The following is a 16,388-nucleotide window of genomic DNA, read 5'->3' as shown; positions in this document are numbered from 1 at the left end:
TCAGCCGGTCGTGAAGGTGAAGTCGTCGACGTCGAACAGGGCGCCGTTCCCGGTGCTCCCCTTGAAGACCAGGTAGAGCGTGGTGGTGTCACGCGGTGCCCGGCTCAGATCGGCGCTGACGTCCTGGAAGGTCTCCCAGCCGCCCGTCACGGGCACGGTGGCCTTGCCGAGCAGGGTGCCCGTGGCCGAGCCCGCGCGGACCTCGAGGGTGCCACCCGCGCCGCCGGAGGAGATGCGGACGCTGATCGACTTGGCGTTGCTCAGGACGTACGGCGTGAAGGAGATCCAGTCGCCGTTGTCGATGTCGCCGACGGTCCGGCCGCCGTGTGCGGTGGCCTTGTTGTAGATCGTGACACCGGAGGAGTCACCGAAGTGCTCGGCCTGGCGATGCCTCGGCTGGGTGACGCTCTGGTCGTGCGAGGTGAGCGGTGCCTGGCCGCCGCCTCCGCCGTCGGTGTACTCGGCGTCGAAGACCCCGAAGATGTTGGCGTCCTGGTCATGGCCGCCGTCGGCGCTGGTCTGGATGGTGCCGGAGCAGCCGGTGGCCGAGGTCAGCGGGTGGCCGTGGGTGTCGTGGCCGAGGATGAAGTTGACCGTGACCTTGGAGCAGTCGACGGCCTTGCCGTCCTCCGGGTCGGTGACCTTCACCTTGAACGGGACGGCATCGCCGAAGCTGAACAACTGCCCGTCCTGCGGGAGTTCGAGAGTCACCTTGGGCGCGGTGTTGCCGACGACGATCTGCACACTCGCGCTGCCGGTGCGGCCGGTCGCGTCCTTCGCGGTGACGGTCGCCGTGTAGGTGCCGTTGGTCTTGTACTTGTGGGTCGGGTTGGCGGCCGTCGACTTGCCACCGTCGCCGAAGTCCCAGCTGTAGGTGAGCGCATCGCCGTCCTGATCGCTGGACCCGGCGGAGGAGAAGGCGACCTTCAGAGGTGCCTGTCCGGAGGTGCGATCGGCCGCGGCCTGCGCCACGGGCGAGCGGCCGTCGGTCGCGTTCTCGATGCGGTACAGCCCGGAGTTCTCGTCACCGCCGAACCAGGCGGTGCCGTAGTCCAGGACGTACAGCGCGCCGTCGGGCCCGAAAGCCATGTCCATCACCTGGGTGCCGGTCCACGGGAAGGCGTTGATGGACTGCACGGTGCCGGCGTCGTCGCTGACGATGCGCTTGATCCAGCGGCGGCCGAACTCACCGGCGAAGAAGTTCCCGTCGTACGCCTCAGGGAACTTCACGGGCGAGTCGAGCGTGGCGTCGTAGTGGTAGACGGGTCCGCCCATCGGGGACTCGGAGCCGCTGCCGAACTCGGGCACGGAGCCGCCGTCGTAGGGGATCCAGGCGGGCTGAGCCGGGGGCAGGTCGGTCAGGCCGGTGTTGTTCGGGGAGTCGTTCTTCGGGGCGGCGCAGTCGAACGTGGCGCCGGAGGCCTTGGTCCCGAAGTCGTAGTCCACGTAGGCGTCGTTCTTGCCGGTGCAGTACGGCCAGCCGAAGTTGCCGGGGCCGGTGACACGGGCGAACTCGACCTGTCCGCCGGGTCCGCGCTTCGGGTCGGCGGCACCGGCGTCCGGGCCGTAGTCGCCGACGTAGACGATGCCGGTCTTCTTGTCGACGCTGAACCGGAACGGGTTGCGGAAGCCCATGGCGTAGATCTCGGGCCGTGTCTTGGGCGTGCCGGGCGCGAAGAGGTTGCCGTCCGGGATGGAGTACGAGCCGTCGGCGTTCACCTTGATGCGAAGGATCTTGCCGCGCAGGTCGTTGGTGTTGCCGGACGAACGCTGCGCGTCGAACGCCGGGTTGCGGTCGGAGCGCTCGTCGATGGGGTTGAACCCGTCCGACTGGAACGGGTTGGAGTCGTCGCCCGTCGACAGGTAGAGGTTGCCGGCCGCGTCGAAGTCGATGTCACCGCCGACGTGGCAGCAGATACCGCGCGACGTCTTGACCTCGAGGACGTTCTTCTCGCTCGCGGTGTCGAGAGTGCCGTCCTCCTTCAGCACGAAGCGGGAGAGGCGGTTGACGCCGTCGAAGGGCGCGAAGTCGGCCGCGGTGCCGGTCTCGGGGGCGTCGCCCGGCGGGGTGTTCAACGGGGGCGCGTAGTAGAGGTAGATGAACCGGTTGGCGGCGAAGCCCGGGTCGATGCCGACGCCTTGGAGTCCCTCCTCGTCGTGGGAGTAGACGTCCAGCTTGCCGGCCAGCTTGGTGTTGCCCGCCGCGTCGGTGAGGCGCAGTTCGCCGTCGCGTGAGGTGTGCAGGACCGAGCGGTCCGGCAGGACGGCGAGCGACATGGGCTCGCCGACCTCCGGCTCGCCCTTGGCGAGGGTGACCTGCTGGAAGTCCTCGGCCGCGGCCGGGGCGGTGCCCGGGTCGGCGACGGCTGCGCCGGCCTGGGGGGCGGTGAAACTGAGGGTGGCGCCCGCGAGCAGGGCCCCGCTGAACAGGGCCATCGCGGTACGGAAGCGGCGTCGTCTGCGGTTCTCGATTCTGTCGATGCGGGTGGTTGGACTGTTCCCGTGCACGAGTGCCTCCAGAAAGGGGCCGGTTGTACGGGCGGGTGCATGCGCCGGGATGCGCCGTCATCCCGGAGAGCGGACGAAAGTCAGGTGCGGTCGCGCATGGCTCAGTTGCCGAACGCGGCGTCGAAGGAGGCCGTCGGGGGCTCGAAGTCGAACGCCTTGAGGCGATTCAGGGCCTCGGGTGCGCCCTGCAGCCGGTCCATGCCGGCGTCCTCCCACTCCACGGAGATCGGGCCCTGGTAGCCGATGGAGCGCAGCATCCGGAAGACGTCCTCCCAGGGGACGTCGCCGTGTCCCGCGGACACGAAGTCCCAGCCGCGCCGCGGGTCGCCCCAGGGCAGATGGGAGCCGAGGCGGCCGTTGCGTCCGTCGAGGCGCTTGCGGGCCTCCTTGCAGTCGACGTGGTAGATGCGGTCGCGGAAGTCCCACAGGAAGCCGACGGGGTCGAGGTCCTGCCACACGAAGTGGGAGGGGTCGAAGTTGAGACCGAAGGCGGGCCGGTGGTCGACGGCCGCGAGGGCGCGCTGGGTCGTCCAGTAGTCGTAGGCGATCTCGCTGGGGTGGACCTCGTGCGCGAACCGCACGCCCTCGGCGTCGAAGACGTCGAGGATCGGGTTCCAGCGCTCGGCGAAGTCGTCGTAGCCGCGCTCGATCATCGCCTCGGGGGCGGGCGGGAACATGGCGACCAGGTGCCAGATCGCGGAGCCGGTGAAGCCGATGACGGTGTCGACGCCGAAGGCCGCCGCCGCGCGTGCGGTGTCGGCGATCTCGGCGGCAGCCCGCCGGCGTACGCCTTCGGCGTCGCCGTCGCCCCAGATGCGGTCGGGCAGGATGCCCCGGTGCCGCTCGTCGATGATGGCGTCGCACACAGCCTGACCGACCAGGTGGTTGGAGATGGCCCAGCACTTGAGGCCGTACGTGTCGAGGAGCTGGTGGCGGGACTTGAGGTACGACGGGTCCGCGAGAGCCTTGTCGACCTCGAAGTGGTCGCCCCAGCACGCAAGTTCGAGTCCGTCGTAGCCGAAGTCGCGGGCGAGGCGGCAGACCTCCTCGAGCGGCAGGTCGGCCCACTGGCCGGTGAAGAGCGTGAAGTTGCGCGGCATTCGCGTGGCCTCCTCAGACCGCGACGGGCGTGTAAACGGAGTTCTTCTCGGCGCTCTCCTCGACCGCGGCCAGGACGCGCTGGACCTGGAGTCCGTCGGCGAAGGAGGGGGCGGGACCGCGGCCCTCGGCGATGGCGTGCACGAGGTCGCGGGCCTGGTGGACGAAGGAGTGCTCGTAGCCGAGGCCGTGGCCGGGGGGCCACCAGGCGTGCAGGTAGGGGTGGTCGGGTTCGGTGACGAGGATGCGGCGGAACCCGGCGTGCGTGCCCGGTTCGGTGGCGTCGTGGTAATACAGCTCGTTGAGCCGCTCCAGGTCGAAGGCCAACGACCCGCGCTCGCCGTTGAGTTCGATGCGGAGGGCGTTCTTGCGTCCGGTGGCGTACCGGGTGGCCTCGAAGGAGGCGAGGGCGCCGGAGGCGAAACGGCCGGTGAACAGGGCGGCGTCGTCCACGGTGACCGCTCCGGTGCCGGCGGCGGACACGGAGGCGAGGCCGCTGGTTGGGCCGGCCGGCAGCGGGCGTTCGCGGACGAAGGTCTCGGTGAGCGCGGAGACCCCGGCCAGCCGCTCCCCCGCCAGATACTGGGCGAGATCGACGATATGGGCACCCAGGTCGCCGAGCGAGCCCGACCCGGCCTGGTCCCTGCGCAGCCGCCAGGTCAGCGGGAAGGCGGGGTCGACCAGCCAGTCCTGCAGGTACGTCACCCGGACGTGCCGCAGGGTGCCGAGCCTGCCCTCGGCGACCAGGTACCGGGCGAAGGCGGTGGCGGGCAGCCGGCGGTAGTTGAAGCCGACCATCGCCGACTGGCCGCGCTCTCGCGCCGCTTCGGCCGCCTCGGACATCGCCGTCGCCTCCTCGACGGTGTTGGCGAGGGGCTTCTCGCACAAGACGTGCTTGCCGGCCGCGAGCGCGGCGATCGCGATCTCCGCGTGGCTGTCACCGGGGGTGCAGATGTCGACGAGGTCGATGTCGTCCCGGGCGACGAGGTCACGCCAGTCGGTCTCTGCGGTGGCCCAGCCGAGCCGGTCGGCCGCCGCGCGCACGGCGGCGCCGTCGCGGCCACAGATCGCGGCCAGGACCGGCCGCAGCGGCAGGTCGAAGACGCGGCCCACGGTGCGCCAGCCCTGGGAGTGGGCGGCGCCCATGAAGGCGTAGCCGACCAAGCCGACCCGAAGGGGCGGCTTGTCCGACTCTGTGCCTTCCGGCTGCTGCGGCTGTCCCATACGGATGTCTCCTCGTCCTCGTGGTGATGCGCCGTACCGCGCCGGGTCCGGTCCGCGGGCCGGGCGCGGGCGCCGTGGGGGGTGCGGGCGGAACCGGTCAGCGGAAGCCGGTGGGCATGTACTGGACGACGTTGTCCTTGTCGACGACAGCCGAGTAGAGCGTGATCGACGCCGGGATCTCGTACTCCGCGAGACCGCCGATGCCCTTGGCCTGGCCGAGCGCGCGGGCGAGGTCGATCGCGGAGGCGGCCATCGTCGGCGGGTAGAGCACGGTCGCCTTGAGCACACCGTTGTCCTGCTTGATCGCCTGGAACGCGGAGAGCGCCCCGGCCCCGCCGACCATCAGGAAGTCGTCCCGGCCGGCCTGCTCGATGGCCCGCAGCGCGCCCACGCCCTGGTCGTCATCGTGGTTCCACAGGGCGTCGAACTTCGGCTGAGCCTGCAGGAGTTGGGCCATCTTGGCCTGGCCGGACTCGACCGTGAACTCAGCCGCCTGGCGGGCGACCTTCTTGATGTTGGGGTAGTTCTTCAGCGCGTCGTCGAAGCCCTGGGTGCGCTGCCTGGTCAGCTCCAGGTTGTCGATCCCGGCGAGTTCGATGACGCGGGCGTTCGCCTTGCCCTTGAGCTTCTCGCCGATGTACGTCCCGGCGTTGAGGCCCATGCCGTAGTTGTCGCCGCCGATCCAGCACCGGTAGGCCTGGGGGGTGTTGAAGACCCGGTCCAGGTTGATCACCGGGATGCCGGCGCGCATCGCCTTGAGGCCGACCTGGGTGAGGGCCTTGCCGTCGGCAGGCAGCACGACCAGCACGTCGACCTTCTTGTTGATCAGGGTCTCGATCTGGCCGATCTGCGCGGCCGTGTCGTTGGAGCCCTCGGTGATCTCCAGGGAGACGTCCGAGTACTTCTTGGCCCGGTTCTTGGCGTTGTCGTTGATGGCGTTGAGCCAGCCGTGGTCGGCCTGCGGTCCGGCGAAGCCGATGGTGACGTGCTTGCCGGGCTTGTCGGCGGCGGCCGGCTGGTCGTTCGCGGTGGGCTTCTCGTCCTTGTTGTCGTTGCTTGTGCAACCTGCGAGGAGGGCACCGGCCGAGACGGCGGCGGTCCCGAAGAGCAGTCCTCTGCGACTGGTGAGGTGTGACATGTCGGTGAACCCTTTCCTCAGGTCGTGCTTGCGGTGCGGCGCTGGACCAGCACGGCGGCGACGATGATCGCGCCCTTGGCAATCTGCTGAACGTCGCTCTGCAGGTTGTTCAGGGCGAAGATGTTGGTGATCGTGGTGAAGATCAGGACGCCGAGCACGGAGCCGGTGATGGTGCCGCGGCCCCCGCTGAGCAGGGTGCCGCCGATGATCGCGGCGGCGATGGCGTCGAGTTCGTAGAGGTTGCCGTTGGTGTTCTGGCCGGAGCCTGACAGGATGATCAGCAGGAAGGCGGCGATCCCGCAGCACAGACCCGACAGCAGGTACAGATACAGCCGCTGGCGCCGTACGTCGATGCCGGCGAGCCGGGCCGCCTCCGCGTTGCCGCCGACGGCGACCGTGCGCCGACCGAAGGTGGTGCGGTTGAGCACGAGCCAGCCGATGACCGTCACGACCGCGAAGACGAGAACGAGCGGCGGGATGCCGAGGACGTACGAGTCACGCTCGCCGAGGTTCAGGATCCCGTCGACCGTGACGATCTGCGTCTTGCCGTCGGTGATCTGCAGGGCGAGCCCGCGCGCCGAGGCGAGCATGGCGAGCGTGGCGATGAACGGCACCATGCCGCCGTACGCGACGAGCAGTCCGTTGACGAGGCCGCAGCCCACGCCGACGATCACCGCGGTGAACAGGATGCCCGCGAAGCCGTACTCCTGCGTGGCCACCGTGGTCGCCCACACCGACGAGAGGGCGACGATCGCGCCCACCGACAGGTCGATGCCGCCGGAGGTGATGACGAAGGTCATGCCGACCGTGACGACGCCGATCACCGAGGCCTGGGTGAGAACGAGTTGGAGGTTGCGGGTGTCGAGAAACTCGTCGGGCTTGGTGACGCCGCCGATCAGCACCAGCGCGGCGAGCACGCCGAGGAGCGACAGGGTACGGACGTCGGCGCGGCCCAACAGGGTGCGCCAAGCGGAGAGTTGGTCGGTCAACGGCACCTTGTCGGCGCTGCCCCGCGGCGGGGAGACGTGCTGCGTCATGACGCCGGGCTTCCTTCCATGACGAGGTCGAGTACACGGTGTTCGTCCAGCTCGCGGGCGTGCGCCTCGTGTACGACGCGCCCCTCGCGCAGTACCAGCACGCGGTCGGCGAGGCCGAGCACCTCCGGGACCTCGCTGGAGACCAGCAGCACGGCGAGGCCCTCGTCGGCGAGCCGGCGGACCACCGCGTACAGCTCGGCGCGGGCGCCGACGTCGACGCCCCGGGTCGGCTCGTCGAGCAGCAGGACGCGGCAGCCGCGCAGCAGCCAGCGGGCCAGGACGGCCTTCTGCTGGTTGCCGCCGGAGAGCGTGCGCACGGGCACGGCGGGGTTGTCGGGGCGCAGAGACAGTTCACGGGTGGCCGCGCGGGCCGCCCCGCTCTCGGCGCGCCGGTCGATCCAGCCGCCGCGCGAGAAGCGGGACAGCGTGGAGACGGATACGTTGCGGGTGACGGACTCCAGCATCAGCAGGGCCTGCGCCTTGCGTTCCTCGGGCGCGAGCCCGAGTCCGGCGCGGACCGCCGAGCGCACGCTGCCCGGCCGCAACGGGCGTCCGTCGACGAGGACCTGACCGGCGGTGGGCTTGCGGGCGCCGTAGATCGTCTCCAGGATCTCGGAGCGACCCGAGCCGACGAGTCCGGCGAGCCCGACGATCTCGCCGGGCCGGACCGTGAGGTCGAGGGCCTCGAACTCACCGTCCCGGGCGAGGCCTCGTACCTCGAGGACCGGTGCGGCGCCCGGCGCGGACACCGGCCGTTCGGGGAAGACGTACTCCACGTTGCGTCCCGTCATCAGCGCCACGACCTCGCGGGTCGGTGTGCTCTTGGCGGGAAGTCCTCCCGCGACCGCCCGCCCGTCCTTGAGCACCGTCACGCGGTCCCCGATGCGGCGGATCTCCTCCAGGCGGTGCGAGATGTAGACGACCGCCACACCCTCCGCGGTCAGGTCGCCGACGATGCGGAAGAGGTTGTCGACCTCGTCCGGGTCGAGGGCGGCGGACGGCTCGTCCATCACGATGAGCCGGACGTCGTGGGAGAGCGCCCGCGCCATGGAGACGATCTGCTGCTGCGCTGCCGACAACTGCCCCACGAGCCGGGTCGGATCGATCTCCGAGTGGCCGAGTCGCTTGAGGAGCTGGGCAGTTGAAGCGCGTGCGGCCTTCCCCCGTACGACGAAGCCGGCGGCCGTGGGTTCATGACCGAGGTGGACGTTCTCGGCGACCGACAGGTGCTCCACCAGGTCGAGTTCCTGGTAGATGGTGGCGATGCCGAGACGCATGGCGGCGATCGGCGAGCGCAGGGTGACATCCTCGCCGAGCCAGCGGATGGTGCCGGTGTCCGGCTGGTGGGCACCGGCCAGGACCTTGATGAGCGTGGACTTGCCGGCCCCGTTCTGGCCGAGCAGGCAGTGCACTTCACCGGCCTGGACGTCGAGGTCGACGCCGTCGAGGGCCCGGACGCCGGGGAACGACTTGGTGATGCCGGACATGCTGAGCAGCGGTGGTTCTGGTGCCATGTGGGTTCCCCTCGGCGGGCGTGCGGGCCGGTGTCAGGGCAGGGCGGAGCAGCGTGCTGTGCGGGGGCGGCGCTGGTGGAAGGTGCGGCTACGCGGGTGAGAACAGATGGTCGCTGATCAGGCGGGCCGCGCCGATGACGCCGGCGTTCGGCCCCAACTCCCCCAGCACGATGGGCAGGTTGCCCGTCGCCAGGGGCAGAGACTGACGGTAGACCTGAGTGCGGATCGCGGCGAGCAGGGTGTGGCCGAGGCCGGTCACCCCGCCGCCGATCACCACCAGGCCGGGGTTGAAGAAGGAGACGAGCCCGGCGATGACCTGGCCCGTGCGGGTGCCGCCCTCCCGGATGAGGTCGAGCGAGGTGGCGTCGCCCGCGGCGGCCGCGGCGGCGACGTCGACGGCGGTGAGGCCGCCGTTCGTCTCCAGCCGGGTCGCGAGCTCCGCCGACAGGCCCTGCTGGGCCGCCTCCAGCGCGTCGCGGGCGAGGGCCGCGCCGCTGAAGTGGGCCTCCAGGCAGCCCCGGTTGCCGCAGGCGCACGGGCGTCCGTCGGGCACGGCCTGGATGTGCCCGATGTCGCCCGCGCTGCCCGTCACTCCGCGGTGGACCTCACCGCCGACGACGATGCCGCAGCCGATGCCGGTACCGATCTTGATGCAGAGGAAGTCGCCCACGGAGCGTGCGACGCCCGCGTGCTGCTCCCCCAGCGCCATCAGGTTCACGTCGTTGTCGAGCATGACCGGGCAGCCGAGTTCCTGGCTGAGCGCCTCCCGCACCGGGAAGCCGTCCCAGCCCGGCATGATCGGGGGCGCCACGGGGACACCCTCGGGGAAGCGGACCGGGCCCGGGACGCCGATGCCGGCGCCGTCGAACCCCTCCGCGAGCCCCGTCGCTCTCAACTTCGCCGCCATGGACAGGACTTGCTCGAAGACCGCGACCGGTCCCTCGCGCACGTCCATGGGCTGGTTGAGGTGACCGAGGACCTCCAGCTCCGCGTTGGTGACCGCGACGTCGACCGAGGTCGCGCCGATGTCGACACCGAGGAACCGCAGGTTCGGGGCGAGCCGGATGTTGTGGGAGCGGCGTCCGCCGCGCGAGGCGGCGAGCCCGTCGGCGACGACGAGGCCCGTCTCGAGCAGCCGTTCCACTTCCACGGCGAGCTTGGAACGCGACAGGTCGATCTGATCGCCCAGCTGTGCACGGGAGTTGGGACCACCGTCGCGCAACAGCTTGAGCACTCGGGCCTGGTGGGCGTTGGCAGGTCGTGCCGTCATACGTCTCACAAGCCCCTCCCCGCCTCGAATCGGCTGTCGCTGTCGTGCTTTCGAGGGGAACGTAGCAGTGACTGCCGAACCTGGGAAGAAGCTGTGCACGAATTCGTGCCGACTTTCTCCACTCACAGGACAAAGAAGAACCGGCAGTGCCGCCCTGGCCTGGAGAGACCGGAATTCAGGACTTCGGCCGCGCGTGGTACGACCGCCGCGTGTGCTCGGTGTGCTCGCGCATCAGCTGGGTGGCGAGCTGCTCGTCGCGGTCCGCGATCGCCGCTATCAGTGCGCGGTGCTCGACCCAGGACTGCTGTCCGCGCTGACGGGCGATCGGCGTGTAGTACCACCGCACCCGGCGGTCGACCTGCGCGGCGAGTTCGGCGAGCACCGCGTTGCCCGCCAGCTCCATCACCTTCGTGTGGAAACGGGCGTTCATCGCTACGGCCCCGTCGACGTCGTCGGCGGCGACGGCACGCTCGCCCTCCGCACACAGCTCTTCGAGGGCCGAGATCCCTGCGCTGCCCGCGTTGGCGGCGGCGAGCCGGGCGGCCTCGGCCTCCAGCAGCGTGCGCACGGTCAGGAGCTGGTCGGCTTCCTCCTCCGTGGGCTCATGGACGAACGCGCCCTGGGCCGGCCGCAGATCGACCCACCCTTCCGTGTTCAGCCGCTGCAGGGCCTCGCGCACCGGCTGCCGGGAGACGCCGAGATGCCCGGCCAGTTCGCTCTCGACGAGGTGCTGGCCGGGCTGAAGGGCGCGGGTGGTGATGAGTTCGAGCAGCGCCTCGTAGACCCGGTCGCGCAGCGGGCCGGGCCGCTCGAGTTTGGGCACCGACCCGTGCGGCAGTCCTGTCGACAACATCGCGGTCCCCCTCCAGGGCAACGGCAGCGCAGTAGCCTGACTGCCAGTGTCTTTCGTCTACAGTCTACGGCGCACCATGGCCAGGGGCTGGGCGAGTTGGACTTCTCACACCGCCCTTTTCGGGCTGCTCACGGGCAGCGGACGACCTGCCCCGCGTACGACAGGTTCCCGCCGAAGCCGAACAGCAGCACCCGGTCGCCCGTCGAGATCTGCCCGCGCTCCATGAGCTTGGACAGCGCGAGCGGGATGCTCGCCGCCGATGTGTTGCCGGACTCGGACACATCGCGCGCCACGACCGCGTTGACGGCGCCAAGCTTCTCGGCGAGCGGCTCGATGATGCGCAGGTTGGCCTGGTGCAGCACGACCGCGGCGAGGTCCTCCGGCGCGATCCCGGACCGCTCGCAGACCTGGCGCGCGATGGGCGGCAGCTGGTTGGTCGCCCACCGGTAGACGCTCTGCCCCTCCTGCGCGAACCGCGGAGGCGTGCCCTCGATCCGCACCGCGTGCCCCATCTCGGGCACCGAGCCCCACAGCACCGGGCCGACCCCCGGCTCCTCGCCCGGAGGGCAGGTCTCGACGACGGCGGCCCCGGCACCGTCCCCGACCAGCACACACGTCGTACGGTCGGTCCAGTCCGTCACGTAGGACATCTTGTCGGCGCCGACGACCAACGCCCGGGTGGCCGCGCCCGCTCGCACGGCGTGGTCGGCGGTGGCCAGCGCATGAGTGAAGCCGGCGCAGACGACGTTGACGTCCATGGCCGCGGGGGACGGAATGCCGAGCCGGGCGGCGACGCGGGCGGCGGTGTTCGGCGAGCGGTCGACGGCGGTGGAGGTGGCGACCACGACCAGGTCGATGTCGCCCGGTGCCAGCCCCGCGGCGGCGAGCGCCTTGGCGGCGGCGTGCCCGGCGAGTTCGTCGACGGGCTCGTCGGCCCCCGCGATGTGGCGGGTCCGGATGCCCACCCGGGTCCTGATCCACTCGTCGCTCGTGTCGACCATGCCCGCCAGGTCCTCGTTGGTGAGCACCTTGGCGGGCTGGTAATGACCGACGGCGGCGATGCGCGAGCCGTTCATGGGCGGATCCCCTCGTTGCCGTGCTTAGCGGGATCCACCAGTCTGATCAGTGACCGGCGAGTACGACGTCATGCAAAGCGACAGGAATGGGGCGCCCGCGTTGTCGGCTTCCCGCAGACCCCTGGACGCCTGGGCATCTCCTGTCCTGCCGTACGGAACTCATCCTGTGAACAGCTGCCTGGCCTTCAGGACGAGCTCGTAGAGGCCGTAGCACAGGGGCGCGCCCACCCACAGCCAGGAGAAGAGGATCAATGCGGTGCGGCCGCCCCCGCCCAGGTCAGGCGCGGCGGGGGGCGTCTCAGGCGGGCTGCTCTCGCCGGCCATCGGCGGCCTCCTTCGGTGCGGGGATGTGGTGGCGGGGGTGGACGGGGCGGACCAGCTCGTTGGCGACGAAACCGATGACGAGCAGCCCGATCATGATCATGAACGACAGGCCGTAGAGGGCCGATCCGTGCTTGCCCGCCGCCTCCTGGTGGTCGGCGATCCAGTTCACGATCAGCGGGCCGAGGACACCGGCGGTGGACCAGGCGGTGAGCAGCCGACCGTGGATCGCGCCGACCTGGTAGGTCCCGAAGAGGTCCTTCAGATACGCGGGGATCGTCGCGAAGCCACCGCCGTAGAAGGAGAGGATCACCAGCGCGCACAGGATGAACAGCGGCTTCGACGAGTCGCCGAACGAGGCGATGACCAGGTACATGAGCGCGCCGACCCCCAGGTAGACGCGGTAGATGTTCTTGCGCCCGATCAGGTCGGAGGTCGAGGACCAGCCGATACGGCCCGCCATGTTGGCCGCCGACAGCAGGGCGACGAAGCCGGCGGCAGCGGAGACCGACACGGGGGTGGAGGTGTCCGCGAAGAAGTCCGTGATCATCGGAGCGGCCTTCTCCAGGATGCCGATCCCGGCGGTCACGTTCATGCAGAGCACGATCCACAGACACCAGAACTGCGGGGTGCGCACGGCGCTGCGCGCGGAGACCTGCACGCCCTCGACGGCGCTCGGCCCGGACTCGACCGGCCGCTCGGTGCGCGGCACTCGCACCAGCAGGACGCCGAGCAGCATGAAGACGGCGTACGACAGCCCGTGCACGAGGAAGGCGAGCGCGATCCCGGAGTGGCCGGTGCCGAACGACTCCAGCATCTGCGCCGACCAGGGCGAGGCGATCAGCGCGCCGCCGCCGAAGCCCATGATGGCGATGCCCGTGGCCATGCCGGGCCGGTCCGGGAACCACTTGATCAGCGTGGAGACGGGCGAGATGTAGCCGATGCCGAGACCGATGCCGCCGACGAAGCCGTAGCCGAGGACGATCAGCCAGTACTGCTCGGTCCGCGCGCCGAGCGCCGAGATCAGGAAGCCCGACGAGAAGCAGATCAGGGCCACGGTCATCGCCCAGCGCGGCCCTTTGCGCTCGACGAGCGTGCCACCGAACGCGGCCGACAGACCGAGCATCACGATGGCGAGCTGGAAGGGCAGCGCGCTCTCGGTGCCGTCGAGGTGGAGCGCGGATTCGAGAGGCGGCTTGAACACACTCCAGGCGTAGGCCTGGCCGATGGAGAGATGGACGGACAGAGCGGCGGGCGGGACCAGCCAACGGCTCCATCCCGGGGGAGCGACCGGGGGACTCATGATCCCGAACGGTACGCAGGCGAGGCGGAGTTGAGAACCTTCGCGTCGACCGTATGCGGTGAGCGGTATCCAGTGTGCGCCGAACGGTCATGGCCGGCCGTTCCTGGATGCTCCGCGGACTCTTGCCGCCGCAAGTTCCATACTGTAGACAGTATTGCGCCGACAAGGTTCGGCACTCCATATCTCCGCGGCACCCGCACGACCGAACGGACTGTCCCCCGGTGGACGTTCGACATCCGTGCGGCGGGTACCTGGGACGAGCCGGCTGGGCCGCAGACCACCACGGTGTGCGCCGCGTGCGGAGTGGGCCGCGACCTCTCCCCGTACGTGCAGGACAATGAGGTCGTCGAGGTCACCCCGGGGCACAACAACCGTGACCGGCGGCGACCTCGGCAGCAAGGGCCGATTCGGCCACCAGCACCTACAGAACCGGGGCTGATCAGGACATGGGACGAGTCACGGAACGACGCAAGGTGATCCGCATCCGGGACGGAGCCGTGTCCTCCCGCCCGGACACCCTCGTGGCCGAGGAACCGCTGGAGATCCGGCTGAACGGCAAGCCGCTCGCGATCACCATGCGCACGCCCGGCGACGACTTCGCGCTCGCCGCCGGCTTCCTGGTGAGCGAAGGCGTCCTCGCGACCGCGTCGGAGCTGCTGAACATCGTCTACTGCGCGGGGGCCACCGCGGACGGTTCGAACACGTACAACGTGGTGGACGTGAGGACCGCCCCCGGCGTGGCGATCCCTGACATCACCCTGGAGCGCAACGTCTACACCACCTCGTCCTGCGGGCTGTGCGGCAAGGCGAGCCTGGACGCGGTCCGTACGACGGCGCGCTGGCCCATCGCCGACACTCCCCCGGTCCGGCTGGATCCCGAATTGCTCGCCGGCCTCCCCGACCGGCTTCGGGCCGCCCAGCGGGTCTTCGACCGGACCGGGGGTCTGCACGCGGCGGCCCTGTTCACCGAGAACGGCGAACTGCTCGACATCCGCGAGGACGTCGGGCGGCACAACGCCGTCGACAAACTGGTCGGCCGCGCCCTGCAGAACGGGGACCTGCCGCTGTCCCGCGCCGTCCTCCTGGTCTCGGGCCGGGCCTCCTTCGAACTGGCGCAGAAGGCGGTGATGGCCGGCATTCCGGTGCTGGCGGCGGTCTCGGCGCCCTCCTCCCTGGCGGTCGACCTGGCCGCGGAGACGGGTCTGACCCTGGTGGGCTTCCTGCGGGGCAGCTCCATGAACGTGTACGCGGGCGAGGACCGCATCGCCCTGCGGGCCGTGGCCACGCAGGGCTGACCGGTTCCCGCGTCACGGCGGCGGGGCCCCGAACGGCGGGGAGCGCCCCCTGCGCCGCAGGGGCCCCGCCTCAGCCCTGTTCCTGTGCGATCCGGGCGAAGTGCGAGATCAGCGGTGCTCCACGCCCCGCCTCCCAGGCGAGGAACACCTGGTCGGGCTCGGCGTCGAGCACCGGCACGTACGCGATGTCCGGGCGGGAGTACTGTTCGGCGACCGACTGCGGTACGAGCGTGATGCCGGTACCCGCCGCCACGCACTCGAACTTCTCCTCGATGGTCCGGATCGGCAGATCGTCCGGCCCCGGGTCGGAGTAGCGCAGCCACTGCTCGCCCTCCAGATCGGCCAGGACCAGCTCCCGCTTGCCGGCGAGCCGGTGGTCGCCGGGCAGCATCGCCACACGACTCTCGCTGAACAGCGGAACGAGCGTCAGGCCCTGCTCGCGGATGGGCCGTCGGACATACGCGAGGTCCACCGTCCCGTCCAGGACCAGCTGCTCCTGGTCGTCCCACTCGATGCGGCGCGCCTTGACCTCGACGTCCGGGTGCGCGGCACCGAAGGCGCGCAGTGCGCCGGTGACGACGACGCCCGCCCGGAACCCGACGACGAGACGGCGCGGTCCCCGGGCCGCCCTGAGCACCCGGCGCCGGGTGGCGTCCGCGGTCGCCAGCAGATGGCGTGCGTCGTCGAGGAGTTGCCGACCCGCCGACGTCAGCGTCACCCCGTGGCTGTCCCGTTCGAAGAGGCGGGCGTCCAAGTCCTTCTCCAGGGCCCTGATCTGACGGCTCAGCACGGGCTGCGCGATGTGCAGGCTCTCGGCCGCGCGCCCGAAGTGCAGCTGTTCGGCGACCGCCGTGAAGTAGCGGACCTTCCGCAGGTCGAGATCCATGGCCGCCCCTTCCGTCGTACGGGTGGCGATGCCTTCAGGGTATCGCCGCAGCCGAAAGAGGTCTTGGACGGCCGGGGGACCGCGGCCGCAGGCTGGATCACGTGGCACCGGAGTGGCGCCGCACCAGCGTGAAAGGGACATCGGTATGAGCCTGCAAGGACAGCGGATCATCGTGATCGGCGGTACGTCCGGCATCGGACTGGCGGTCGCGGAAGGGGCCGCGCGGGAGGGTGCGGAGGTGGTGGTCGCCTCGCGCCGGCAGCAGAGCGTGGACGCGGCTCTGCAGCGGCTGCCGCAGGGCGCCACGGGACGGCTGCTCGACGCGAGCGAGGAGGACGCGGTGCGCGACTTCTTCCAGGAGATCGGCGCATTCGACCACCTGGTCTACACCGCCGGCGAGTCGCTGCTGCTGGAGAGCCTCGCGGACTCCGAACTGGCACGGGCCAAGCGCTTTCTCGACACCCGGCTGTGGGGCGCCTACACGGCCGTCAAGCATGGCGTGTCGTTTATCCGCAAGGGCGGTTCCGTGGTGCTCACCACCGGGACCGCGGGGCGCCGGCCGCTGCCCGGCTCCACCGTCGCGGCGAGCCTGTGCGGTGCGATGGAGTCGCTCACCCGGGCACTGGCCCTGGAGCTGGCCCCGATCCGGGTCAACGCGGTGTCACCCGGCGTGGTCCGCACCGACGTGTGGCGGGAGCTGCCGCAGGACGAACAGAGCGGGCTGTTCGAGTCCTCCGCGGCGTCACTCCCCGTCGGCCGGGTGGGCGAGCCCGCCGACATCGCCGAGGCGTACCTGTACTTGATGCGCGGCGGCTACAGCACCGGGTCCGTGGTGGTCGTGGACGGCGGCGGGGTGCTGGTGTGA

14 protein-coding genes and 1 pseudogene are annotated in these 16,388 nt (G+C 70.5%); 3 read left to right on the top strand and 12 right to left on the bottom strand.

Annotated features, from left to right (window positions below; translation table 11 throughout):
- The 11 genes from ABZ904_RS15810 to ABZ904_RS15760 form a co-directional block, all read right to left on the bottom strand.
- Entirely contained in the window at positions 1–2,508 is a 2,508-nt protein-coding gene (locus tag ABZ904_RS15810; RefSeq protein ID WP_361823626.1) for a PQQ-dependent sugar dehydrogenase, read from the bottom strand.
- A gap of 101 nt (positions 2,509–2,609) precedes the next feature.
- Complete coding sequence (locus ABZ904_RS15805) at positions 2,610–3,608, bottom strand: sugar phosphate isomerase/epimerase family protein (RefSeq protein ID WP_359402322.1); 999 nt, start codon at positions 3,606–3,608, stop codon at positions 2,610–2,612.
- A 13-nt stretch (positions 3,609–3,621) separates the two neighbouring features.
- Complete coding sequence (locus tag ABZ904_RS15800) at positions 3,622–4,830, bottom strand: Gfo/Idh/MocA family oxidoreductase (protein ID WP_359402319.1); 1,209 nt, start codon at positions 4,828–4,830, stop codon at positions 3,622–3,624.
- A gap of 97 nt (positions 4,831–4,927) precedes the next feature.
- On the bottom strand, positions 4,928–5,968 hold the full coding sequence (locus tag ABZ904_RS15795; protein WP_361823623.1) for a substrate-binding domain-containing protein: 1,041 nt from the start codon (positions 5,966–5,968) through the stop codon (positions 4,928–4,930).
- Between the two features lie 17 nt (positions 5,969–5,985).
- The gene (locus tag ABZ904_RS15790) at positions 5,986–7,005 is read right to left on the bottom strand and encodes an ABC transporter permease (RefSeq protein ID WP_359402313.1); all 1,020 of its coding nucleotides are present in this window, start codon (positions 7,003–7,005) and stop codon (positions 5,986–5,988) included.
- On the bottom strand, positions 7,002–8,519 hold the full coding sequence (locus tag ABZ904_RS15785; protein ID WP_359402310.1) for a sugar ABC transporter ATP-binding protein: 1,518 nt from the start codon (positions 8,517–8,519) through the stop codon (positions 7,002–7,004). The genes ABZ904_RS15790 and ABZ904_RS15785 overlap by 4 nt, the downstream gene beginning before the upstream one ends.
- A gap of 88 nt (positions 8,520–8,607) precedes the next feature.
- The gene (locus tag ABZ904_RS15780) at positions 8,608–9,789 is read right to left on the bottom strand and encodes an ROK family transcriptional regulator (protein WP_359402307.1); all 1,182 of its coding nucleotides are present in this window, start codon (positions 9,787–9,789) and stop codon (positions 8,608–8,610) included.
- A gap of 175 nt (positions 9,790–9,964) precedes the next feature.
- A complete protein-coding gene (locus tag ABZ904_RS15775) occupies positions 9,965–10,642 on the bottom strand; it encodes a GntR family transcriptional regulator (protein ID WP_359402304.1) in 678 nt (225 codons plus the stop codon).
- Between the two features lie 128 nt (positions 10,643–10,770).
- A complete protein-coding gene (locus ABZ904_RS15770) occupies positions 10,771–11,718 on the bottom strand; it encodes a beta-ketoacyl-ACP synthase III (protein ID WP_359402301.1) in 948 nt (315 codons plus the stop codon).
- A 159-nt stretch (positions 11,719–11,877) separates the two neighbouring features.
- The gene (locus ABZ904_RS15765) at positions 11,878–12,042 is read right to left on the bottom strand and encodes a hypothetical protein (RefSeq protein ID WP_359402298.1); all 165 of its coding nucleotides are present in this window, start codon (positions 12,040–12,042) and stop codon (positions 11,878–11,880) included.
- Positions 12,017–13,342 carry an OFA family MFS transporter gene (locus ABZ904_RS15760; protein WP_359402296.1) on the bottom strand — a complete coding sequence of 442 codons (1,326 nt, stop codon included), beginning with the start codon at positions 13,340–13,342 and terminating at the stop codon, positions 12,017–12,019. Before ABZ904_RS15760 ends, ABZ904_RS15765 begins: the two co-directional genes overlap by 26 nt.
- Before the next feature lie 228 nt (positions 13,343–13,570).
- Here ABZ904_RS15760 and ABZ904_RS15755 point away from each other — a divergent pair.
- Positions 13,571–13,781, top strand: a pseudogene (locus ABZ904_RS15755) (Fe-S-binding domain-containing protein); the annotation flags it as partial.
- Positions 13,782–13,788: 7 nt separating this feature from the next.
- Positions 13,789–14,637, top strand: coding sequence for a formate dehydrogenase accessory sulfurtransferase FdhD (fdhD, locus tag ABZ904_RS15750; protein WP_359402293.1), 849 nt, complete (start codon positions 13,789–13,791; stop codon positions 14,635–14,637).
- Positions 14,638–14,707: 70 nt separating this feature from the next.
- Here fdhD and ABZ904_RS15745 read toward each other — a convergent pair whose 3' ends face one another.
- Positions 14,708–15,523 (bottom strand): LysR substrate-binding domain-containing protein, encoded by an 816-nt coding sequence (locus tag ABZ904_RS15745; protein ID WP_361823615.1) that lies wholly within the window; start codon positions 15,521–15,523, stop codon positions 14,708–14,710.
- Positions 15,524–15,668: 145 nt separating this feature from the next.
- Between ABZ904_RS15745 and ABZ904_RS15740 the strand changes: the two genes are divergently transcribed.
- A complete protein-coding gene (locus ABZ904_RS15740; protein ID WP_359402287.1) occupies positions 15,669–16,388 on the top strand; it encodes an SDR family oxidoreductase in 720 nt (239 codons plus the stop codon).

The sequence above is a fragment of the Streptomyces sp. NPDC046900 genome (assembly GCF_040644975.1).
Lineage (GTDB): Bacteria > Actinomycetota > Actinomycetes > Streptomycetales > Streptomycetaceae > Streptomyces.
The sequence above is the reverse complement of the archived record's forward strand: the minus strand, read 5'-3'. Positions and strand labels throughout refer to the sequence as shown.